We start from the raw sequence: 21,074 nt of genomic DNA, 5'->3' as shown, positions 1-21,074 counted from the left end.
TTCATTATAGATATCTTTAAACCCTGAAGATTTAAAAAAGATGATCATTAAAAACGAAACTGACTACGAAAAAGCTTCGGAAAGAGCGGACGAAATTTTTGGAGCAAAAAAAGGCACACCTGAAGAGAAAGAGTTACAGGAATTGCTGAAAGCGCTGAAAGCTTACGAAGATGATTTTGTAAAAATGCTGAAAGACAACGAATAGTTAGCTCAGTGTCAATTTCAGCCCGTCGACCTTCTGAGAGCGGCTGACAAAAACCTCCGTAGCCGAAACGCGGACTTCGACGATCATGCTGCATTCCATTTCAAATTGCTGGTCCAACACAGGAAGCTCCATTTCCTTTACAATCCGCATTGCTTCATTCATTTGCGGATACTGAAACTCCATTTTATATCTGTTGATAAAATGCCTGGTAACCACCACGGCCGAATCCAGCGCACTTTCAGTCGCAGTTTTATAGGCACTGATCAATCCCGGCACACCAAGCAATGTCCCGCCGAAATACCTGACAACCACGATGAGAACATTTGTTACATCCCTGGAATATAAAGTATTGAGAATGGGCCTGCCCGCTGTGCCCGACGGTTCGCCATCGTCGCTTATGCGGTAACTCATTTTGTCGGTACCCAGCCGGTAAGCGTAGCAATGATGCACTGCCTTTGGATGCAGTTCTTTCAACATGCCAAGATGCTCTTTTGCGTCAGCTTCGGCAGAGATCGGGAATGCGTAGGATAGGAATTTGCTGCCTTTGTCCTTAAAAAAACCTTCCGAAGGCTGGGCTATTGTTTGAAAAGTATCGTCAAATAGCACGTGGGCTTCCTTTTTTGTTTTTATAAATGAATAAGGTGTAAATCAGCGCTGCGATGGCAAATCCACCCATACTGAAAAACACAAGCGGAAGGTTCTGGATTTTATTGGCAAATAAAGCGGCTGATAGAAACGCCCCGATACCAATACCCGCTTCCAGACAAATATACATCGTCGCCAAAGCCCTTCCGCGGTTGATATCGCTGCTCAGGTCGACGGTCCAGGCGGATAATACCGGGGATAAGATACCCACTGCAATCCCATAAACAGCGCCCCCGGCCAAAAATAGCACGATTGTATTGGCATAGCCTGTGATAATCATTGAAACAATCAAAATGATACAGCCTACAATTGTAACAGGAATACGTCCATGCTGATCGGAGATTCTCCCGGCGAAAAGGCGAATCAAAATCGACGAAACTGTGAAGATCATAAAATAATACCCTTTGTTCTGCAAGCCAAGATAATCGCTGAAATCCGGTGTGATGGTAGCCACGGCTCCGAATGTGAAGTAGCATAAAAAGGTGATCAAAGCCGGGCTGAATACATCCGGCTCAAAAATATCCCGCCAACCAATCCTGAATGCATCGACAGACAAAGGACGCTTTTCCTTTAAGGTTTCCTTCATATTCATCAGAATAGCGATCGACAATAATGCGAACACGGAGGATGTGTAGAACAAACCGTTCAACGAAAATGACTGACTGATCATACTCCCCACCGCGGGCCCGAATGCAGACCCGACGCCCATGCACATCCCATGAATGCCCATTGCCTCACCGCGGCGCTCGGCCGGTACAATGTCCGCGACGTAGGCGGCAGTACCCGTCGGCTTGAAGCCGGTGGAAAATCCGTGAACCAGCCTCAGCAACAAAAAAGGCATGACAGTTGTGAAGATCGGGTACATCAACCCGCAGACAAAACAGACCAGCGAGCCAAAAGCCATCACCGGCACGCGGCCGACCCTGTCTGTCAAACGTCCACTAAATGGTCTTGATAAACCCGCTGTAAGCGTAAATAAGCCGATAATGGCGCCTTTGTAATCGGCCCCACCCATCGATGAAAGATACCCAGGCAGCTCGGGTATCAGCATATTGAAGCTGGAAGAAAAGAGAAAAGAACTAAGGCCTAACAACCAGAACTGCGTCGTGAAAATGCTGCGTGGAGCTGAACTTTGCATTTTGCAAAATTACAGGATTACTTAAATCAAGTCTGATCCTTAGAATAAATTAAATCCGGCCTTCCTAAGTCTTGCAATTGTCTGCTTAGCCTCCTCAACTTTCTTCACAACAAAAGGATCCGATCTGTGGCTTTTCAAATCAGGGTCAACGGTGACCTTCTGTTTAGCGCCCGACTTGTTTGCTATTATTTTCATGTGTTCTTTAATTTTATAACGAATGCCTCAAAAGCAATACCGGCTTGGAAAGTAAGGACATCTTCACCACAGACTCCATACACAATAAATTTATCCTGCCAATTACAATACTCTCTATTTAATACAATCTGATATAATCTTGTTCGTGAGGTTGTGCTACCTTTAATATAGACTGAATTGTTCGGGTGAGCATCGAAAAAAATTAATACTGCTTCGATAACGCTGGCTAAAACTTCTTTGGTATCCATATTATCAGATACAACAAGATCATTCAGATAACCATCAATCTCAACATCTCCAAATGCCAGATTGTAAACTTGATCATCAATCTGGACAAATTCAATTAGTTTAGCGATTACGCGATGGTTTGAAATGCTTTCAAAGCTAAATGTCAGGCTATCTTGCGAGATCCTCAGCGGATAGTGATTATGCTTCATTCGTGTGTGTTTTCCAAAGTTAAAGATATCTTTTTTGAGATCATCTCAACCCCTTTTAAAGATAATTTCCCAACTTTAAAACATGGTACGCATATTTTACAAAGAAGGGCGTTTGATCAAACGTGAAAATGATGTCCGGGAGCTGGGCAAGGTGAAACACCTGGTTTGGGTCGATCTGCAATCGCCTTCGGCTGAGGAGGAAGAATGGGTTGAGAACAAATGCAATATCAGCTTTCAAACTCCACAGGAAATCGTTGAGATTGAAAGCAGCTCGCGGTTTTTTGAACAAAACGATACCATTAATGCCAACTCCAACTTCCTGAAAATCGACCGTGACGGCTACGAAACCTACCCCGTTTCCTTCCTGCTGAATCACAATGTACTTTTTACCTATCGCAGGGGCGACTCCAAGACTTTCGCCGATGTGGTCAAAAAAATGAAAGTGAGCCCGGAAGGAATTCAGGACGGTGTGGATTTTATGCTTCTGCTGCTCGAAACGCGCATTGAAACGGACGCGGATTCGCTGGAAGGAATTTCAAGAGATATTTCCGCGATCAGTAAGGATCTTACCCACGAACAAAAAGCCCGTCAGGAAGTGCTGATCCGGATCAGTGGCTTGCAGGAGATTACGATGATGCTGCGTGAAACCAGTATCGATAAACAGCGCGTATTGTCCGGGATATTAAGAAGTCAGTATTTCCCTGAGGATCGTAAAGAGCATTTACGCATTATTTTAAAAGATATCAGCTCGCTGCTTGAATATACTACTTTCAACTTCGAGCGACTGGAATATTTGCAGAATACCTTCATGGGTTTGATCAACCTGGAACAAAGTCAGGTGATCAAAATCTTCACAGTTGTGACGATCATATTCATGCCGCCGACATTGATTGCAGGTATTTTCGGTATGAACTACGATCATATCCCGTCTGCCGGCCAGCCCTGGGGATTTGGGCTTTCACTGTTTCTGATGGTTTTATCGTCGCTGATCGTGCTCTGGTTTTTCCGAAGAAAAAGGTGGATCTAATACTTATTTCCCGTTTGGCAGCGCATAGAAATTGAACATTTTCCACTTGTTCATATCCTTTGCTTCAACCACTTTCACTACTTCGGCATTTTCGCAAAAATCAGAAAAATAGTAGAGATCGTACCCTAGCTCTGACACGATCCGGAATAGCTCAGCCCGCTCCTGCACAGTTGATTTGGGAAAGCATTCGGCGATCAATACCGGGCGAAATTCGCGGATCAGATTTGATATTGAAACGATTACCTCCTTATCTGCACCTTCTACATCCACTTTTATGAAAGAAAGCTTCGGCAGCATCGATGCATAATTTTTGCGAAGAAAATCTTCTAACCGAATGCCTTTGATCTTTGAAGAAAGTTGAAATGCACCGTGATCCTCAACGATTTCATTGGCAATACCTCCATTTCCAAAAGAAGCTTCGGAAGAAGCATAGCTGAATTCTCCTTCTACCTTGGTAATCGCGTAAGGCAGCGGGACAATGTTGGTTTTATCTTTATTTAAAGAAGCATTGATCTCTAAGATCTTAAAAACATAAGGATTAGGATCAAAGCCCAGGGTAGTGCCTGCGTTGCCGGCAGCCAGCGCCATCGGAACGGTTGTGTCACCGATATTGGTCCCGATATCAATGCAAAGACTACCTTTTTTTATAAACTGCTTAAAAAAATTGACTTCCCCCTGTGAGATTGTTTTAGGTTTGATCAGCGGATTTTTCCAATTGGCAAAGGATATCATGCCCTCTTCCACTAGTTGAAATGTGTCAATCACATGAGCATATTCACTGAACTGACGCCTCGCCCTTCTCCGTGTCAACCATTTTTCCAAGTATTCTAACATTGCAATTTTCCAAAGTGAGTAAATAGTCGTAACGAACAAATATAAGTCTCAATTTTAAATGACTTATAATTGACAGCCGATTATCGAACCGTATACTAGTTACCTTTCATAGATTGCAAATCTTCCGTTAAAGTAGGTTAATTTGTAAAACGGTATCTTTTTTGTGCCGGCTTTCGGGTAGTAGGATTCCGGCCTGAATGCATAATCCATTAATATAAAACCCACATTATTCTTGCGCGCCCAGCTGGCCATGTGGTGTGTGGTCATGTTCTTTTTCCCCGATTGCAATTCATAGTTCTCATGCGTCAATAAACGCGCATATTCCTCGTATTCATCGAAAAAAAAAGTCAACGGGACGAATCCGGTGTCACTATCGTCAATCCTGGGACGCAGCTTTTCGTAGGAAACCGGCAGATATTCCATATTAAAATTAGTATAAATGATCTGGCACATTCCGAATGCCCCAATGATAAAATAGGCGGCAATCACAAGGCGAAAGGCTACATTCTGGAAGGGCCGCAGCTTGTAGAGTTCGTAAACCAATACCAGCATGAAAGGAATGAATATCAGCATATACAATCCCACATTCGCTTTCGTAATGGTCCAGAAAGACAGAAATAGCACCAGTGCGTATACTCTTGGCTTTACAGGAAGGTTTTTGAGCAAGCCTCGCTGACTCCACAGCAGAAATATCAAAAGGAGCGACAATGCTATTTGCTCGGGGGACTTGAAAAACAGCACAGGATAAGTAAGCACCTGAATCAGTTTGGCCGTTCCCGTTAATGCAGCAACGGTTTGCGGGTCACCTGCAAACTGGGCTAGCCAGAGGTCAAACCCATTTTTTTTAGACAAAACGTCGGTGAAATAGGTCAAACTGGTTAATGTGCCGGTAATTGCAAAGCAGACCGCTGTTTTATAAGATTTCAGATAAATGAGTGTTATGAATCCCGCTATCAAAAAGATCACCCCGTTCATATGGCACAAAAAAGCCAGGCCTGCCAAAAATCCAGCCGCCGCGGCTTGCCCAAAAGTAACTTTTTGACGGAGAATGCACAGGAATGAGCCAAAACCGAGCGCAGCCACCATCATTTCAGGCCGATTCTCAAAACTCATTTTGATCAGCAGCCTGTTGGAAAACACTAAAATCAGCAGTGCAAGGATATAAGTGGAATTAAAGCTACCCTCGCGCTTTCCGACATAGTAGATCAATTCACAAATTAACAAGACAAAAAATATCAGCCCTACAAATTGTAAAACAGGCAATTCGTAGCCGAACAGCCGGATCATCATGGCGCCGAAAACCACGAAAAGCTTGTGACAAACAAAAATCTGCTTTTCACATCCTACTAAACCCCTGAAAAATTCGGATCGGATAATTCCGCCCTTTTCCAGCCAAAAAGCCTGTTCGCCGAGCCAGGCATCATCGCCGGTAGGGTATCTGTAAAAGTAGGTGGTTAAAGCAAGGGCCACGAATAGGGCCAGAACAACAGTCAGCTGCTTTTTGGGGACTTCCAACATTTATCTCGGGGTGGTGACAATTTCCTGATAAACATACTGATTTATTGCAGTAATTAACGAGGAGCAGGAAGTTTTCAGAGAGATGCTTTGGGAAGAAATAATTCAGTTTTAGATAAACCGGTAATTCCGGAATTCGAACAGCCGCCGCCCGGTCCTTTTTTCGTACCAATATAATAGCGCATCTTTCAATCTGAACTTCTTATTAGAAATGTCCAGCTCGACTTTCCAGGTTTGCGCTCCAATGCGGTTTTGCATCACTGCCGGGTGTGTTCCATCAAAGCGGCGAATGGAATCAAACTCCTCATAATTAAAAAAATCTTCCGATTGCAGGATCTTTTCCCACTCGCTATCCGCATTCCAGAACCGGCTCACATTCTTCATTTTCGTCTTCATCTGCACCGGACTTTTCACCCAACCGTAATGATATACAGCAGCACCCGAGTGCTTCACATTCAATTTCGTGCGGCCGCGACGGAAACCCTGGGCATCACGAAATGCGGAGATCGGGACTTCCTTCGGCTGCTTTTCATTGCGGATAATGCGGATTTCGCGGCGGTACCATTTGCGGCTGTCGCCCACGTAATCGTAAGTCCCATAAAAGTGCAGATAGTCAAAAACCAACCCTTCAACTTCTACATCATTTAAATATTTTTCGCAGGATTCAAGAATTGCGGGATGATACTTTTCGTGCACTACTTCGTCGCCCTGAATATAAAATGCCCAGTCGCTGTCAGGCGAAATCTGTCTCAATGCTTTATCCGTTTCCACCGCCAGCACTTTTCCTCCGGCACGCAGTGACATATCCCATTCCGACTCGACGATTCGGATTTTATCAGACGGAATAGACTTGATCAGGTCCAGGGTATTGTCTTCGCTAAGTCCCACACTCACAAGCATTTCGTCCACTACCGGAAGAATGGAAGTAATTGCTTCAACAATGGGGTAATCGTTGATAACCGCATTTCTGATGATGGTAAATCCGGAAATCTTCAACAGTATATAGGTTTAAATGGATTGACAGGCCGCAGTTTTCTGACCATCGATTAACATATTGGGAGCAACAAAGTTAAGGCATTACTAACAAGAATTTCTCTAAATAACTCTTCCGGTTTGATCCTTTTATCCTTGAGTTTTCGGGCCAAAGCGTGTAGATTTGTTATTCCCGGCTGTTGCTATTTCTGGCCAGCGAAACACAACGGGCTGTTCAAAATTTATCCCCGTATTTACTCAAACTAATTATGTCACAAGAACTTGCGCGTCAGGAGCCCCTGTTGATAGAAGACCCATTGCGGTTTGTTTTGTTTCCTATCAAACATTCCGATATCTGGGAAATGTACAAAAGACACGAGGCTTCGTTCTGGACTGCCGAGGAGATTGATCTTTCGCAGGATATGAAGGATTGGGATAACCTTTCTGACGGTGAGCGGCATTTTATCTCGCACGTACTTGCATTTTTCGCTGCATCTGATGGTATTGTAAATGAAAATCTGGCGGTCAACTTTCTAAGCGAAGTACAATATGCGGAGGCCAAATGTTTTTACGGTTTCCAGATCGCGATGGAGAATATCCATTCTGAAACTTACTCGCTCCTGATCGACACTTACATCAAAGACCCTTCTGAGAAAGACCATTTGCTTCGCGCCATTGAAACAGTTCCTTGTGTGGGTAAAAAGGCGGATTGGGCTTTAAAGTGGATTAACAGTCCGGTTTTCGCTGAAAGGATCATTGCATTTGCGGCAGTAGAAGGTATCTTCTTTTCAGGTTCATTCTGTTCTATTTTCTGGTTGAAAAAACGCGGCTTAATGCCAGGACTTTCATTCTCCAACGAATTGATATCCAGAGACGAAGGCTTGCACTGTGAATTTGCTTGCTTGCTTTACACGCAGCATATTGTGAACCAACTGCCACAGGAACGCGTAATCGAAATCATGCTCGATGCGGTTGAAATCGAAAAAGAATTTATCACCGAAGCATTACCCGTTTCCCTGATCGGAATGAATGCGGAATTGATGAAACAGTATATCGAATACATCGCCGATTTCTGGCTGGAAAGACTGGGTTGCGAAAAGCAGTTCGGTTCAGCTAACCCATTCGATTTCATGGAGTTGATCTCGCTTCCGGGGAAAACCAATTTCTTCGAAAAACGTGTAGGAGAATATCAGAAAGCCGGCGTGATGAGCGGCGTGAAGGACAAAGATTCAGGTCACAAAATTTCGTTTGACTCGGATTTTTGAAAGCCGTTGCAGGTGTTGTCACCTGCAACCGTATAGAAGAGGACGATACTAGACATCGCCCAATTCCTTCCAAACCAACTCACTTTCATACCCTTTGGCCAGAGCATATCTGGCCAATTTTTGTTTTAAAACCAGCGGATTTGTTTCGGTTCTTTCCAGTAATGCTTTCTTTTTTTCAAGAAGCTGTTTCAAAGTGGCAATGTAAGTCTCATCCTTGATCTCAGCCATTCCCTGATCGAGGCTGTATTTACTGATCCCCCGCCGCTGCAATTCCTGCTTGATCTTTATCCTACCCCAGTTTTTTACGCGGAACTTGCCGCCTGCGAAAGTCTTCGCAAAACGCTCTTCACTCAGGTAGTTCTGTGAGATCAGTTCTGCAATGATCTCGTCTGCCTCATCGCCCCATACATTCCACTTTCGTAGCCGCTGGCGCACTTCCTCCTGCGTCCGTTCCTGATAGACGCAATAGGAAGCTGCTTTTTGAAGAATGAGGCGGTCCATTTAATGTGAAATGTGGGAAGTGTTAAATGTTTATTATGGGTGCAAGAATAGTGAAAATATCGGCCGGCAATAACTATTTTTGAAACAAATACCACCCCGAACACTTACCAAACCCGCTACCCATGAAATTTCAAAGACGGTCATTTCTGAAACTTGTTCCAGCTCTTTCTGCATTTCCCTTACTGGCAAACAACGCAAAGGCGGACCCGAAAGCGCGCATTGCATTGCGTTTCGTCGTCGCTTCCGACGGGCATTACGGCCAGCCCAATACCGAATTTCAGAAATTTCATAGCGACTTGATAAGTTGGGTAAACCGTGAAAAAATGCAGAAAGGGGTAGATTTCCTTTTCATCAACGGCGACCTGATCCACGACGAGCCTACGCTTCTGTACGATTTCAAAAAAACCATTTCCGGGCTGAGCGTACCTTTTTACGTAAGTCGCGGAAACCATGATAAAGTCGGTCTGGACGTCTGGGAAAGTACCTGGGGCTACCCGACTAACCACAGTTTTGCCAAAGGTGAATACGCATTCGTGGTGGGTGACACTTCCAATGAAAAAGGGGAATACGTTTGTCCGGACGTAAACTGGCTGCGCACTGAAATCGCTAAATACAAAGAGAAAAAAGGCATTTTCATCTTCCTGCACATTACCCCAGCCAAATGGACGGTGAATGGAATTGAATGCAAAGAAGTAATTGAACTCTTCGAAAATACCCCAAACGTAAAAGCCATATTCAACGGCCACGATCACGACCAGGACAGCACTAAAATCTACGGCAAAAAACCCTACTTCTTCGACGGCCACTTCGGCGGCAACTGGGGCACAGCTTATAAAGGTTACCGGATTGTGGAGGTTTATGAAGATAACTCGTGGCAGTCGTATCAGTACAATCCGACGGCGGCTCCGGTTTTGAATACGTTTTCGGGGAAGGGGTGAGGGCATTACTTCAATTCATTAAAGTCAGTTCTAACCATTTGACGGCCCGCAAATTTTGATAAATTTGACTTCACCTTACAGTTAACACAGACACTAATAGATCGTTATGGCCCATACCCTCACTATTGAAACGAAGAACGAAGCAGACTTCGCACTCGTAAAAGAGCTTGCAAACCGTCTTGGTCTTGCTACAAAAGAATCACATCAAAAACATCTCACGAAAGCTGAATCATTAGCATTATTAGACAAAGTCGCCGGAAGCTGGGAAGGTCCTGAAACCGGTGATGAAATCAATGCGATGATTTACAATTCCCGTTACAGCGGGGATCGGGACCTTGAGTTATGAGTCGATTTTTACTCGACACCAATATTTGCGTGCATTTGCTAAAAAACGAATACGATGTCAAAGAAAAAATCAGCGACGTCGGAGTAGAATCGTGCTATCTCTCGGAGATTACATTAGCTGAGTTGTTGTACGGGATTGAAAACAGCGCCCCACAGCAACGCCAAAAAAACCTGGAACGGTTTGTATGGTTGGAGACCCTATTCCGGGAAAGGACAATTTCTATAAGTGCCGCACTTCACGAGTTCGGCAAGCAAAAGGCGCATTTGAGACGAATTGGCCGACCGGTCGGCGATTTCGACATTCTAATTGGAGCAACAGCCGTTATCAATGACTTTACACTAATCACCCACAACACACGTGATTTTAGAAATCTGCATCAGATTCGGATGTTTGATTGGATTAGTTGAATATGACAACAGCCCAAAATGATGTTCGAGCGACATCAGGCTTTCCACCTCACCGCAGTCTCTCCCAGCTTCGTTATCAATGTCACCACCCGAAGTTGATTGGCAATATGCACCCGCATTTCAGGAGTTACATTTTCTATCTCTTCTGTAAACAAAAAAGTTTCTACCAACGTGTTCAGGGAATCTACAATTTCTGCGCTGCCATCCCTTTTGAAAAATTCGCTTACTAATTCGTGCTGCTTATAAAGCATTTGAGCTTCGGCATCAGTGAATGTGTTAGATTCATTGTTTAGTTTGGATCTGATAATCATTTGATAGTGGTTTATAGTAAAATTTATTTCTGAAATTCATACAAAATTTGATTAAAAAAATTTACTTTTTATAAGTCACTGAAATGTTCACGTCGAAGCCAAATCGCTTCAAGATCGAAATCATTTTTTTCTGAGATATGCCCTGTTTATGAGTGAAATTGCGCCAAGCGATCACTAACTCGCCCTTCTTTTCATCAGGCGGCAAGTTCTTATAGATGTTTTCCAAAAACCAGGCGAATGCCTCATCAATAGAGTTAAATGACTTTGACATTCAAATATAAATATTTTGTATGAAAAGCAGTCAAGCGAATTTGAATTTATTTCCAAATCTAAAAAACGTTTAGGAAACCCCTACAAAAAAAGGAGGCTCCTACCGGAGCCCCATATAACATCTCAATCTAATTTTCTATAAACAGGATGTTTCGCTGGAACAATATGCATAACAATCTCACACACTGGAACTATCTAAATTCTCAATATCGCGCAGATCCTGTGGCCTCCCCACCGCTTTTTTATTTTCGATTAATTGCCTTAAACCAATAAAGTTAACGGAAGTGTTCCGAATTTGAAGCACTTTACGGTTAGCATAACATTCCTCAAATGTAACCCCTTTCGTTCCAGTCATAAGATCAATGCGATTGTCGTATCTACTAAAACACAAATAGTTAGGTACTTTGGTGAAATCAGATTCCTCAAACTCATCATTGGTGTAGCCGAAGCGATGCAATGCTCTTAATAATCGCTGCGCGTTCTCAGAAGTTGAATTAACGAAAATGTCAATATCTCCCGTTGTGCGAACAAATCCGTGGGCAATAACGGCATGACCGCCAAGAACCACATATTCAACCTTCTCCTCGTTGAATAGGCTGATCAGATTTAAGTATTCTGGCTCCATAACCTAGCGGCTTATTCTTGGGGTTTGCATAATATATCTCTCTTGCTGAGCGCGTTAGCTTCAATGCTGCTTCCAAGCGTTCTTCCGGAGTCTTCGACCACCAATATTCTTTGTCATAGCCGGGAAGCTCTTCGAAATTCGATGTTTTAATAATTTTGTTCATAACGCATCGGTCTTAAACTTCCTTAATATACCAAATTGGAGCGCTACACCACCCGCACCAAATGATTCTTCTTCCCCTTCGAAATCAGTAAAAACCTATCCTGCAACAATGAAAACTCGCTCAAAGCCTGCGCTTCCGAGGTAACCTTCACTTTATTGACACTCACTGCATTCTGCTGAATTGCTCTTCTGGCTTCTCCTTTTGATGGATAAATTTCGGCTTTGGTAACTGTCGAAATCAGATCCAGAATATTTGCTGCTCCATCCCATTCTTCGCGCGTAATTTCCGTTTGCGGCACCCCGCTGAAAATCGTGTCAAATTCATCCGCTTCAATGCTTTGCAAAGTTTCCAGCGTTGCTTTTCCGAACAATACTTCTGATGCTTTGATTACAGTTAGATATGCTTTTTCAGAGTGAATGCGGGTGGTTAGTTCGGCGGCGAGGGATTTTTGCATGATGCGCAAGTGCGGCTCGGCGGCGTGGCTGGTTTCCAGGGCTTCGATTTCCTCGCGGCCTTTTAATGAAAATACGCGCAAGTATCTTGGCAGATCTTCGTCGGCCTGATTTAGCCAGAACTGGTAGAACTCGTAGGGAGAAGTTTTTTCAGCATCGAGCCAGATATTGCCGCCTTCACTTTTCCCGAATTTCGAACCGTCGGATTTCGTCAAAAGCGGCGTTGTGAGCGCGTAGGCTTTGAAATACCCTTCTTCGTCACCTTCTTTTCTGCGGATGATTTCGGTGCCGGTCGTGATATTGCCCCACTGATCCGAACCGCCCATTTGCAGGCGCACATTTTTGTTTTTATATAAATGGTAAAAATCGTAACCCTGCAAAAGCTGGTATGAAAATTCAGTAAATGAAATTCCGGTTTCCAGGCGCTTTCTTACAGAATCCTTCGACATCATATAATTGACACTTAGGAACTTACCTGCTTCCCGCAAGAACTGCAAAAACCCGATTTCTTTGAACCAATCATAGTTATTAACCATTTCGGCTGAGTTATCACCGCAGTTAAAATCGAGGAATTGCTCCAACTGTTTTTTGATACCTTCCTGGTTAAAACGAAGGGTGTCTTCATCCAGAAACGAACGTTCGGCAGCTTTAAATGAAGGATCGCCGATCATACCCGTAGCCCCGCCCACCAATGCAAAAGGCTTGTGGCCAGCGCGTTGGAAATGGACGAGGAGCATTATCGTCGCCAGGTTACCTATATGGAGAGAGGAAGCCGTGGGATCGAAACCGATGTAGCCAGAAGTCATTTCCTTTTTCAGTTGTTCCTGTGTTCCCGGCATCACGTCGTGAAGCATTCCGCGCCAGCGCAGTTCCTCGATAAAATCTATTTCCATTGTGAGTTCAAATACTTTTTCAAATCAAAGCGCAAAGGTAAAAGTTATCGCTTTGAAATGCTGTTCTGCAACAAGGTTTTGAAAATGGTGCCTCACATTTCGATATAAATGAGCTATTTTGGTATTACAAAAAGATTTTAATGTATGATACCTGTATGAATAAATACTTCAAACTCACACTATTAACATGCTGCCTTTTTTCCCTGGCAGCATTTCCCTCCATCGCGCAGACTACCTACTGCAACCCGATGGATATCGATTACAAATACAACTTTGAGCAACTCAACGAAAACATCAGCTACCGATCAGGCGCCGATCCGGTGATAATCAATCATAAAGGCGAATATTTCCTATTCGTCACGATTTCCGGCGGCTACTGGCATTCGAAAGATATGCTGAACTGGAAGTACCTCATTGCCAATCGCTGGCCATTTGAAGATATGTGCGCACCGGCAGCTGTCTCGGTGAGGGATACTTTGTTTTTATTTCAATCCACATTCGAGTCGCGGCCCATTTTATATTCCGTAGTGCCTGAAAAAGGCATTTGGGAGTTCTACAATCGCTGGACGCCACGACTGCCCAAAGACATCGGCCCGTGGGACCCGGCACTTTTTCATGATCCTGATACCGATAAATGGTATATGTACTGGGGTTCCTCAAATGTGTACCCGATTTTCGGCTCCGAGCTGGATTATTCTAAAAGACTTGCGTTCAAGGGAGATTACAAGGCGATGTTTTGGTTAAATCAATACGATCACGGCTGGGAGCGTTTTGGGCCAAACCATTCGGATCCTTTCAAACCATTCACAGAAGGCGCGTGGATGACGAAGCACAAGGGCAAATATTACCTCCAATACGGCGCGCCCGGCACGGAATACAATGTATACGCGAATGGTACCTACGTGAGCGACGATCCGCTCGGCCCATTTACGTATGCGCCCTACAATCCTGTTTCTTACAAACCAGGTGGATTTGCAACAGGCGCGGGTCACGGGAATACATTTCAGGATAATTTCGGAAATTACTGGAACACCGGCACAACGTGGATCGGGCTGAACTGGGGAATGGAGCGGCGGATTGTGATGTATCCGGCCGGCTTCGATAAAGACGGACAAATGTTTGCAAACACCCGTTTCGGCGATTTCCCGCACAAAATGACGACCAAAACGTGGACCGGAAAAGGCGACGAGCAGTTTACCGGCTGGATGCTTTTATCGTATAAAAAGCCTGTAACTGCTTCATCTACACTGGATACAATGGCTGCGGCTAAAATTACAGACGAAAATCCCAGAACTTTCTGGGCCGCAAAGCAAAATAAGCCCGGCGAAACTTTAACAATCGACCTGCAAACAGAGCAGGAAATCAAAGCAGTACAAGTCAATTATTCTGATTACAAATCCGACATTTTTGACAACAAACCCGAAAAAATTTACACCCAATTCAAGGTCCTTACTTCCAAAGATGGCAAGAAATGGGAGCTGGCCGCAGATCTTTCCAACCAACCAAAACGCGACCGGCCAGCTGCTTATATTGAATTATCTAAACCTGTAAAAGCCAGATATGTACGCTACGAACATATTTACGTAGCCTCGCCCAATCTGGCGATCAGCGAATTCCGCGTTTTTGGAAATGGTTTTGGAAAAGCGCCGGCTACTCCGAAAAGCTTTACCGCAGTCAGACAAAAAGACGCCCGGAATGTGGATTTAAAATGGGAAAAAGTGCCTGGCGCGATTGGTTACAATGTGCTCTGGGGCATCGCGCCGGACAAATTATATCAGACTTACCAGTTTTGGAACGATGAGCCAAATGCATTCGAGCTCCGCGCATTAAATGTGGGCGTGCCTTATTATTTCAAGATTGAGGCTTTTAATGAGAATGGAGTTTCGCAGGTGAGTGAAGTGGTTGGGATTAAGTAATTGGAAACTTTATAATGTGCGGCAAATGGTATTACTAGTAAATACCCGATATTCGGGCAAGCAAATATTTAGAGCAATTTGCGGAGTTTTACATAAATTTCTTTACTTTTGAAATGAAGACCTTTTCTTCTGTATCTGAGGCATTTGACTGGTGGGTTAAAAATTTGTATCCGGAATTAAGCCCTGATCAAAAGAAGGGGAAAGCGGTTCAGGCAATGCAAGACTATATTTACGGAAGAGGAATTTCAGAAAAGAGAATGCGCCAGATTTTAATGGAGTATGGTCATTTTGAGATTGAAACCGTAGTCAGATATAAGCCTTGACCGGCTTTTTATTTATCCAGAATTTACGCAAAACTCCGTAAATTTTCTTTCAATTAAACTATTTTAAAACTATGAACACACTGAAACCGATTTGGCAAATCAAGCGCTTACTGAGCAAGATGAAACTATCAAAGCATTCTTTCGAACCGATGGTGCCAGTGAAATGGTCGAATCGCTGCATTACATGGTCGAGAGTTTTTTGTTTAGTACAGATCTGGAAAATATTACTCCTGAAATGCGGGTACATATTGTAAACCAGCTAGGAGTTGCCACGCTGCTTGCCAAACTTGGAAAGTAAGGACGCGACAAGTAATAGGAGGCTCCTCTGGAGTCCGTATAAAGAGAGGTGAATGTTATTTCTATAAACAGGATGTTCCTACCGGAACGAGTTTGCGAGTTGGCGAATGTGTTGGCTCCGTAGGAGCTTCCTGTTTATAGAAAAATATGTATGAATTTCAGCCTCGGCTCCTGCGGAGCCTCCTAAGTGAGAACCCGATCAATTTCTACTCTTCAGGTAGCGTCTTCTCTTCCGGACCCCAAAACTTGATGTTCTCGTAAATCGCCGACAGAAGAATCTCAAATTTCAGCGGCTCAAACACAATCTTGTCAACCGGATTTTCAAAACTCTGATAATTCCATAAATTTCCATGGATGGAGCGGCTGTATAATTCTACATAGAATTCATTTTGAGAAACCAGCAGATAATATTGTAGAGAAGGTATTTGCTTGTACATTCTTAACTTGAATCCTCTATCCTTTGAAATGGATGTTTTGGAAAGGACTTCAACCAGGATCGTGGGATTTTTAACAATATAAACTCCATCTCTATCCTCGGCTGAACATGTCAGAATCAGATCGGGATATGCATAACAAAGATCCGGGGTGACTTCGGCTTTGACATTTTCTGTAAATACATCACATCCATCGGGCTGAAACCGTTTCTCAAAAATCGCCCGCAGTTTGCCAACAATGCGGTTATGATTCATCGACGTGCCGGCCATAGCAAACACCTCTCCGTCATAATATTCATGACGGACTTCGCTTTCCTCTTCCAGTTTGAGGTATTCGGATACGGTATATCTCGGCTCGACCATAAGTGCAAATCCCATGTGTGTAAAGTGTTTGAAGCGTGATCCAACAATTTACATAAACACAATTTAGCGATTCAAATCCGATTATCCTGCGGCATTTTAAGAACAGCGGGCTATCTGCGCAGGTCAGACAACCCATATTCGGGGCTGGCACACTTTTCATGATTTCTGGATCATGCCAGCACAGCCGCTACTTCAATTTACCGGAAAAAGCATTTACTGCTCCGTCGCAGACGCGCACATTGATCCCTGGATCCCTGTCGATAAAGCGATTATCACGCACGCTCATAGCGACCACGCGCGCTGGGGAAGTAAGCATTATCTCGCACACAAAGACAGTGAGCCCATTTTGAGGCTTCGGTTAGGTCAGGATATTTCTTTGCAAACTGTCGAATACGGAGAGAAATTCGTGATCAATGGTGTCACTTTTTCGCTCCATCCGGCCGGACATATTATCGGCTCGGCGCAAATCAGGGTGGAATACAAAGGTGAAGTTTGGGTTGCGAGCGGAGATTATAAGCTGGAAGACGACCATTTCGCAGTGCCTTACGAACCTGTCAAATGCAATGTATTTATTACAGAATCAACATTTGGTCTGCCCGTTTACAAGTGGCAGCCGCAGCATGAAGTGATGAGCGAAATCGATACCTGGTTGGCCCAAAATAAAGTCGAAGGAAAAGCCAGCGTTTTAATGGGCTATTCTTTGGGTAAAATGCAGCGTATTTTGAAGAATATTCAACTGCCCGACGAACCTATCTACGCCCACGGCGCCATATTTACATTAAACGACAGACTTCGCCAGGCCGGTCACGACTTGCCTGAGCTGACATTGGTTACCAAAGAAACTGACCGAAAACTGTTCAAAGGTGCATTAGTATTAGCCCCACCTTCGGTGGATAGCAGCACGTGGATCAAAAAATTCAATCCCTATTCTCTCGGCTACTGTTCCGGCTGGATGGCGTTGCGCGGTGCCAAGAACCGTCGCGCCGTGGATCAGGGTTTCGTTTTGAGCGACCACGTCGACTGGCCTGATTTAAACCGCGCCGTGAAAGAAACAGAAGCTGAAAAAGTATATGTAACCCACGGCTATACCAGTATTTTCTCCCGCTGGCTGAATGAAAACGGCATCGAAGCCGGCGAGGTGCACACCATGTACGGAAACGAAGATGAAAATGAGGAAGAAGAAGTAGTGCAGGACGCCGCAGTAGCAACTGAAAGTTACGAGCAACACAAAGCCTCCCTCGACGTTAAAAAGTCCCCTCTAGGGGATTTAGGGGAAGGGGATTTAGGGGAGAAAGGAGGCCGCGAACTATGAAACAATTCGCAGAACTCTTCATGAACCTTGACCGTACCAACAAAACCAATGCAAAGGTGGAGCTGCTGAAACAGTATTTTCTGTCGGCTTCGGACGAGGATAAGATATGGGCATTAACCCTTTTTACCGGCAGGCGGCCTTCTTTTAAAGTAAACCGGACAATGGTAAAAGAATGGGCGGCCGAGGAAGCACAGATTCCAATGTGGCTTTTTCAGGAGAGTTATCATAGTGTAGGTGATTTGGGAGAAACCATCTCTTTGATTTTACCGAAAAATCAAACATTTGACTCCGATAAATCACTGACCGACTGGTTTTACTATTTAGGGCTGCTACCAAAAATGACTGACCAGGAAAAGCGCGACCATATTATTCAGGCGTGGATGCAGCTTTCGCAACATGAAATCTTTGTTTTCAATAAACTTTTAATGGGCAGTTTCCGCATTGGCGTTTCGCAAACGCTGGTCGTGCGGGCATTGGCAGAGGCGACGGAAATAGATTCGAATGTGATCGCGCACCGGGTAATGGGACAGTGGGAACCGGCGGATACTACCTTTGAAAAACTGATACTGGATAAGGGCGAAAATGACAATGCGTCGCGACCCTATCCTTATTATTTAGCGTATCAAATCGAGGGAGATGTTTCAGATCTAGGTGAACCGAAAGACTGGTTTGCAGAATGGAAATGGGACGGGATCCGCTCGCAGATTATACACAGGAACAACGAGCTTTTCATCTGGACCAGGGGAGAAGAACTTTCTACCGAAAAATTCCCCGAGCTGCATTTCTTAGCGGATGTTTTGCCAAATGGTACCGTGCTCGACGGTGAAATTGTGACCTATCAGGAAGGAAAACCAATGCCTTTTAATGTTTTACAAACGCGCATTGGTCGAAAAAATCTATCCAAAAAAGTCCTCGAAGAAGCGCCTATTGCATTCCTCGGCTACGATATGCTGGAAGAAAATGGCGTGGATATTCGTGGTTTGACCCAGGAACAGCGCCGCGCTGAGTTAGAATTACTGCACAGCCAGGTCGCAGGACAAACTGTATTTTATCTCTCGCCACTAATCGATTTCAAAGATTGGCAAGACCTGCGCGATTTGCATTCTACTTCGCGTGAACAGAATGCAGAAGGTTTTATGATCAAACGCAAAGCGGGCACCTATCAGGTCGGCCGGAAAAAGGGCGATTGGTGGAAATGGAAAGTGGATCCGCTCAGTGTAGATGCAGTTTTAATCTATGCGCAGAAGGGCTCAGGAAGGAGAGCTGAATTGTTTACGGATTACACTTTTGCAGTCTGGGGAGAAGATGGAAAACTAGTCCCTGTTGCAAAAGCCTATTCAGGATTAACAGACCAGGAGATCGGGCAGGTAGATTATTTTATCAAAAGAAATATCCTCGAAAAATTCGGACCGGTGCGGACTGTGAAGCCCGAGCTGGTCTTTGAAATTGGCTTTGAGGGTATTAATGAATCATCCCGCCATAAGTCAGGGATTGCAGTGCGCTTTCCAAGGATTTTGAGGTGGCGGAAGGATAAGAAAGCAGCCGAAGCTGATACTTTGGAGAATTTGAAAGGAATTTTAGCATTGTATCATTGAGTTCGTTAATTGATCTCAGACTATTTTTAATCACTATTAAGTGTATAATCCATTTAACCCGTAACACCCTTGACCAAATCCCGCGGACATACTATTGCTGAACAATGGTTTAAAAACAAGGGATGGAAATGGGCCGCATTTCAGAAAGAAGCGGCTGCTGCGTACCTCGCTGGGAAGAGTGGCCTGGTGAACGCGCCTACCGGCAGCGGAAAGACCTATTCACTATGGGTCCCGATCCTGATCCGGCACATTAATTCGCTTCCTGCAAAAGAACCGAAAGCCAGCTCAAAAGAACCGAAAGCTAAATCAAAAGAATCTAAGGCAAAAAAAGGGTTACAGGTACTTTGGATCACGCCTCTGCGCGCATTATCCAAAGATCTGTTCCGCAATATGGAATTGGCTGCACTGGAAATGAACCTGACCTGGCGAGTCGGAATGCGAACGGGCGATACCAATGCCAAAGACCGCAGCGACCAGAAGAAGCAAATGCCAGATGCATTGATCATTACCCCGGAAAGTCTTCATATTTTGTTTGCGCAAAAAAACAATTCGGAGCTGTTCAAAAACCTGCATACAGTTGTAGTCGATGAGTGGCACGAATTAATGGGTAGCAAACGCGGCACACAGACCGAACTCGCGATTGCAAGGCTCCGGCATATGAATCCAAACCTGCAAACCTGGGGAATATCCGCGACCATCGGTAACCTGAACGAAGCCAAACAGGTGCTGCTGGGAATGCGTTTTCCGGAGGAAAATTCGGTGATCGTCAAAGCGAATACAGACAAGAAGATTTTGGTGGAAAGCATTATCCCTGAGCGGGTTGAGACACTTCCATGGTCGGGATATATGGGTACGCGTTTGGTGGATCAGGTGGTTCAAATCGTGAACCAGAGCAGTACTACGCTGCTTTTTACCAATACAAGGTCGGGTACCGAGATCTGGTACCGGACTATCATTGAAAAATATCCTGAGTTCGCTGGCATTATGGCACTCCACCACGCTTCGCTCGACCGCGAAATCCGCGATTGGGTGGAAGAAGCCTTGCACGATGAAAGATTAAAACTCGTCATCTGCACAGCCAGTCTTGACTTAGGCGTCGATTTCCGGCCCGTAGACACGGTTATTCAGGTAGGCAGCCCGAAGAGTATTGCGCGGTTTATCCAGCGGGCCGGAAGGAGCGGCCACCGGCCGGGTGTAGATAGCAAGATTTATTTTTGCCCAACCAATGCGTTGGAATTGATCGAGGCGGTTTCGCTTCGGGAAGGAGTTGCCAGGAATATACTGGAAGACCGGCCGCCGGTAGCTCACGCATTTGATGTGCTGGCTCAATGGATGATGACGCTGGCAGTCGGAGAAGGTTTTGACGAAGCAGAATTGTTCGAGGAAGTGCGCGATAGCTATGGATATCAATACCTGAACCGGCAGGAATGGGAGTGGCTCTTGGGTTATATTACGACGGGCAGTTCTTCGCTTACGGTATATGATGAATATAAAAAAGTGGAGCGTGTCAATGGGCGCTATGTAGTTACCAGCCGGCGCATCGCATTGCGCCACCGGCTCAGTATGGGAACGATCGTTTCGGAAACGGGGATAAAAGTGAAGCTGCAAAGCGGAAAATACCTGGGTACCGTCGAGGAATCTTTTGTAACCTGGATGAAGCCGGGCGACGTTTTTACATTCGCAGGTATGACCGTT

The 21,074-nt window shown here is 44.6% G+C and carries 24 protein-coding genes (1 of these 24 running past the window's edge); 12 read left to right on the top strand and 12 right to left on the bottom strand.

Features of this window, described 5'->3' with window-relative positions:
- Positions 1 to 40 precede the first annotated feature (40 nt).
- Entirely contained in the window at positions 41 to 205 is a 165-nt protein-coding gene (locus tag FXO21_RS28725) for a hypothetical protein (RefSeq protein ID WP_192579181.1), read from the top strand.
- Here FXO21_RS28725 and FXO21_RS07410 read toward each other — a convergent pair whose 3' ends face one another.
- Genes FXO21_RS07410 through FXO21_RS07400 form a run of 4 tightly spaced genes read right to left on the bottom strand, consistent with a single transcriptional unit; the run spans position 206 to position 2,620 of the window.
- A complete protein-coding gene (locus FXO21_RS07410; RefSeq protein WP_149639494.1) occupies positions 206 to 811 on the bottom strand; it encodes an IMPACT family protein in 606 nt (201 codons plus the stop codon). It abuts the gene before it with no gap.
- The gene (locus FXO21_RS07405) at positions 801 to 1,988 is read right to left on the bottom strand and encodes an MFS transporter (RefSeq protein ID WP_149639493.1); all 1,188 of its coding nucleotides are present in this window, start codon (positions 1,986 to 1,988) and stop codon (positions 801 to 803) included. The genes FXO21_RS07410 and FXO21_RS07405 overlap by 11 nt, the downstream gene beginning before the upstream one ends.
- A gap of 39 nt (positions 1,989 to 2,027) precedes the next feature.
- Entirely contained in the window at positions 2,028 to 2,183 is a 156-nt protein-coding gene (locus FXO21_RS28720) for a hypothetical protein (protein WP_192579180.1), read from the bottom strand.
- Positions 2,180 to 2,620: a DUF6934 family protein gene (locus tag FXO21_RS07400; protein WP_149639492.1), complete on the bottom strand. Its 441-nt coding sequence runs from the start codon at positions 2,618 to 2,620 to the stop codon at positions 2,180 to 2,182. The genes FXO21_RS28720 and FXO21_RS07400 overlap by 4 nt, the downstream gene beginning before the upstream one ends.
- An 82-nt stretch (positions 2,621 to 2,702) precedes the next feature.
- Here FXO21_RS07400 and corA point away from each other — a divergent pair, with 82 nt between their 5' ends.
- The gene (corA, locus tag FXO21_RS07395; protein ID WP_149639491.1) at positions 2,703 to 3,647 is read left to right on the top strand and encodes a magnesium/cobalt transporter CorA; all 945 of its coding nucleotides are present in this window, start codon (positions 2,703 to 2,705) and stop codon (positions 3,645 to 3,647) included.
- Positions 3,648 to 3,650: 3 nt separating this feature from the next.
- Here the strand turns inward: corA and FXO21_RS07390 are convergent, their stop codons facing one another.
- The 3 genes from FXO21_RS07390 to FXO21_RS07380 all read right to left on the bottom strand — a co-directional run bounded on the left by FXO21_RS07390 (position 3,651) and on the right by FXO21_RS07380 (position 6,992).
- On the bottom strand, positions 3,651 to 4,481 hold the full coding sequence (locus FXO21_RS07390) for an FkbM family methyltransferase (RefSeq protein ID WP_149639490.1): 831 nt from the start codon (positions 4,479 to 4,481) through the stop codon (positions 3,651 to 3,653).
- A 99-nt stretch (positions 4,482 to 4,580) separates the two neighbouring features.
- Positions 4,581 to 5,999, bottom strand: coding sequence for a hypothetical protein (locus FXO21_RS07385; protein ID WP_149639489.1), 1,419 nt, complete (start codon positions 5,997 to 5,999; stop codon positions 4,581 to 4,583).
- Between the two features lie 108 nt (positions 6,000 to 6,107).
- Positions 6,108 to 6,992, bottom strand: a complete 885-nt coding sequence (locus FXO21_RS07380) for a glycosyltransferase family protein (protein WP_149639488.1) — start codon at positions 6,990 to 6,992, stop codon at positions 6,108 to 6,110.
- Between the two features lie 245 nt (positions 6,993 to 7,237).
- Between FXO21_RS07380 and FXO21_RS07375 the strand changes: the two genes are divergently transcribed.
- Complete coding sequence (locus FXO21_RS07375; RefSeq protein ID WP_149639487.1) at positions 7,238 to 8,233, top strand: ribonucleoside-diphosphate reductase small subunit; 996 nt, start codon at positions 7,238 to 7,240, stop codon at positions 8,231 to 8,233.
- Between the two features lie 48 nt (positions 8,234 to 8,281).
- Here the strand turns inward: FXO21_RS07375 and FXO21_RS07370 are convergent, their stop codons facing one another.
- Positions 8,282 to 8,734, bottom strand: coding sequence for a regulatory protein RecX (locus FXO21_RS07370; RefSeq protein ID WP_149639486.1), 453 nt, complete (start codon positions 8,732 to 8,734; stop codon positions 8,282 to 8,284).
- 122 nt (positions 8,735 to 8,856) lie between these two features.
- Here FXO21_RS07370 and FXO21_RS07365 point away from each other — a divergent pair, with 122 nt between their 5' ends.
- The 3 genes from FXO21_RS07365 (at position 8,857) to FXO21_RS07355 (ending at position 10,425) form a co-directional block, all read left to right on the top strand.
- Positions 8,857 to 9,672, top strand: coding sequence for a metallophosphoesterase family protein (locus tag FXO21_RS07365; protein ID WP_149639485.1), 816 nt, complete (start codon positions 8,857 to 8,859; stop codon positions 9,670 to 9,672).
- A gap of 106 nt (positions 9,673 to 9,778) precedes the next feature.
- Positions 9,779 to 10,018, top strand: coding sequence for a hypothetical protein (locus tag FXO21_RS07360; protein WP_149639484.1), 240 nt, complete (start codon positions 9,779 to 9,781; stop codon positions 10,016 to 10,018).
- Positions 10,015 to 10,425, top strand: coding sequence for a PIN domain-containing protein (locus FXO21_RS07355; RefSeq protein ID WP_149639483.1), 411 nt, complete (start codon positions 10,015 to 10,017; stop codon positions 10,423 to 10,425). Before FXO21_RS07360 ends, FXO21_RS07355 begins: the two co-directional genes overlap by 4 nt.
- 35 nt (positions 10,426 to 10,460) lie before the next feature.
- Here the strand turns inward: FXO21_RS07355 and FXO21_RS07350 are convergent, their stop codons facing one another.
- The 3 genes from FXO21_RS07350 to tyrS form a co-directional block, all read right to left on the bottom strand.
- The gene (locus FXO21_RS07350; protein ID WP_149639482.1) at positions 10,461 to 10,736 is read right to left on the bottom strand and encodes a hypothetical protein; all 276 of its coding nucleotides are present in this window, start codon (positions 10,734 to 10,736) and stop codon (positions 10,461 to 10,463) included.
- Between the two features lie 448 nt (positions 10,737 to 11,184).
- Positions 11,185 to 11,631, bottom strand: coding sequence for a DUF6036 family nucleotidyltransferase (locus FXO21_RS07340; RefSeq protein WP_149639480.1), 447 nt, complete (start codon positions 11,629 to 11,631; stop codon positions 11,185 to 11,187).
- 206 nt (positions 11,632 to 11,837) lie between these two features.
- Positions 11,838 to 13,133 carry a tyrosine--tRNA ligase gene (gene tyrS / locus FXO21_RS07330; RefSeq protein ID WP_149643406.1) on the bottom strand — a complete coding sequence of 432 codons (1,296 nt, stop codon included), beginning with the start codon at positions 13,131 to 13,133 and terminating at the stop codon, positions 11,838 to 11,840.
- A 161-nt stretch (positions 13,134 to 13,294) separates the two neighbouring features.
- On the opposite strand from tyrS, the gene FXO21_RS07325 reads away from it, so the two are divergent.
- From FXO21_RS07325 to FXO21_RS07315, 3 genes are all read left to right on the top strand, one after another.
- Entirely contained in the window at positions 13,295 to 15,055 is a 1,761-nt protein-coding gene (locus FXO21_RS07325) for a discoidin domain-containing protein (protein ID WP_192579179.1), read from the top strand.
- 113 nt (positions 15,056 to 15,168) lie between these two features.
- Positions 15,169 to 15,378, top strand: a complete 210-nt coding sequence (locus FXO21_RS07320) for a hypothetical protein (protein WP_149639477.1) — start codon at positions 15,169 to 15,171, stop codon at positions 15,376 to 15,378.
- A 91-nt stretch (positions 15,379 to 15,469) separates the two neighbouring features.
- Positions 15,470 to 15,676: a hypothetical protein gene (locus FXO21_RS07315; RefSeq protein ID WP_149639476.1), complete on the top strand. Its 207-nt coding sequence runs from the start codon at positions 15,470 to 15,472 to the stop codon at positions 15,674 to 15,676.
- Positions 15,677 to 15,881: 205 nt separating this feature from the next.
- Here the strand turns inward: FXO21_RS07315 and FXO21_RS07310 are convergent, their stop codons facing one another.
- Positions 15,882 to 16,487 carry a Uma2 family endonuclease gene (locus tag FXO21_RS07310; RefSeq protein ID WP_149639475.1) on the bottom strand — a complete coding sequence of 202 codons (606 nt, stop codon included), beginning with the start codon at positions 16,485 to 16,487 and terminating at the stop codon, positions 15,882 to 15,884.
- Between the two features lie 157 nt (positions 16,488 to 16,644).
- On the opposite strand from FXO21_RS07310, the gene FXO21_RS07305 reads away from it, so the two are divergent.
- The 3 genes from FXO21_RS07305 to FXO21_RS07295 all read left to right on the top strand — a co-directional run.
- The gene (locus FXO21_RS07305; protein ID WP_149639474.1) at positions 16,645 to 17,784 is read left to right on the top strand and encodes a ligase-associated DNA damage response exonuclease; all 1,140 of its coding nucleotides are present in this window, start codon (positions 16,645 to 16,647) and stop codon (positions 17,782 to 17,784) included.
- Entirely contained in the window at positions 17,781 to 19,379 is a 1,599-nt protein-coding gene (locus tag FXO21_RS07300; protein ID WP_149639473.1) for an ATP-dependent DNA ligase, read from the top strand. Before FXO21_RS07305 ends, FXO21_RS07300 begins: the two co-directional genes overlap by 4 nt.
- 69 nt (positions 19,380 to 19,448) lie before the next feature.
- A protein-coding gene (locus tag FXO21_RS07295) for a ligase-associated DNA damage response DEXH box helicase (protein WP_149639472.1) crosses the window boundary here: on the top strand, positions 19,449 to 21,074 show its 5' portion. It continues 879 nt past the right edge of the window; only the first 1,626 of its 2,505 coding nucleotides appear in the window; it begins with the start codon at positions 19,449 to 19,451; its stop codon lies off the right edge, out of view.

This window comes from Dyadobacter sp. UC 10 (genome assembly GCF_008369915.1).
Classification (GTDB): domain Bacteria; phylum Bacteroidota; class Bacteroidia; order Cytophagales; family Spirosomataceae; genus Dyadobacter.
The sequence above is the reverse complement of the archived record's forward strand: the minus strand, read 5'-3'. Positions and strand labels throughout refer to the sequence as shown.

Coding starts and splice junctions, on each gene's coding strand:
- FXO21_RS07375 (WP_149639487.1), top strand. CDS start 7,238: ATGTCACAAGAACTTGCGCGTCAGGAGCCCCTGTTGATAGAAGACCCA.
- FXO21_RS07300 (WP_149639473.1), top strand. CDS start 17,781: ATGAAACAATTCGCAGAACTCTTCATGAACCTTGACCGTACCAACAAA.
- FXO21_RS07370 (WP_149639486.1), bottom strand. CDS start 8,734: ATGGACCGCCTCATTCTTCAAAAAGCAGCTTCCTATTGCGTCTATCAG.
- FXO21_RS07355 (WP_149639483.1), top strand. CDS start 10,015: ATGAGTCGATTTTTACTCGACACCAATATTTGCGTGCATTTGCTAAAA.
- FXO21_RS07400 (WP_149639492.1), bottom strand. CDS start 2,620: ATGAAGCATAATCACTATCCGCTGAGGATCTCGCAAGATAGCCTGACA.
- FXO21_RS07390 (WP_149639490.1), bottom strand. CDS start 4,481: ATGTTAGAATACTTGGAAAAATGGTTGACACGGAGAAGGGCGAGGCGT.
- FXO21_RS07350 (WP_149639482.1), bottom strand. CDS start 10,736: ATGATTATCAGATCCAAACTAAACAATGAATCTAACACATTCACTGAT.
- FXO21_RS07310 (WP_149639475.1), bottom strand. CDS start 16,487: ATGGGATTTGCACTTATGGTCGAGCCGAGATATACCGTATCCGAATAC.
- FXO21_RS07385 (WP_149639489.1), bottom strand. CDS start 5,999: ATGTTGGAAGTCCCCAAAAAGCAGCTGACTGTTGTTCTGGCCCTATTC.
- FXO21_RS07340 (WP_149639480.1), bottom strand. CDS start 11,631: ATGGAGCCAGAATACTTAAATCTGATCAGCCTATTCAACGAGGAGAAG.
- FXO21_RS07365 (WP_149639485.1), top strand. CDS start 8,857: ATGAAATTTCAAAGACGGTCATTTCTGAAACTTGTTCCAGCTCTTTCT.
- corA (WP_149639491.1), top strand. CDS start 2,703: ATGGTACGCATATTTTACAAAGAAGGGCGTTTGATCAAACGTGAAAAT.
- FXO21_RS28720 (WP_192579180.1), bottom strand. CDS start 2,183: ATGAAAATAATAGCAAACAAGTCGGGCGCTAAACAGAAGGTCACCGTT.
- FXO21_RS07320 (WP_149639477.1), top strand. CDS start 15,169: ATGAAGACCTTTTCTTCTGTATCTGAGGCATTTGACTGGTGGGTTAAA.
- FXO21_RS07360 (WP_149639484.1), top strand. CDS start 9,779: ATGGCCCATACCCTCACTATTGAAACGAAGAACGAAGCAGACTTCGCA.
- FXO21_RS28725 (WP_192579181.1), top strand. CDS start 41: ATGATCATTAAAAACGAAACTGACTACGAAAAAGCTTCGGAAAGAGCG.
- FXO21_RS07305 (WP_149639474.1), top strand. CDS start 16,645: ATGCCAGCACAGCCGCTACTTCAATTTACCGGAAAAAGCATTTACTGC.
- FXO21_RS07405 (WP_149639493.1), bottom strand. CDS start 1,988: ATGCAAAGTTCAGCTCCACGCAGCATTTTCACGACGCAGTTCTGGTTG.
- FXO21_RS07325 (WP_192579179.1), top strand. CDS start 13,295: ATGAATAAATACTTCAAACTCACACTATTAACATGCTGCCTTTTTTCC.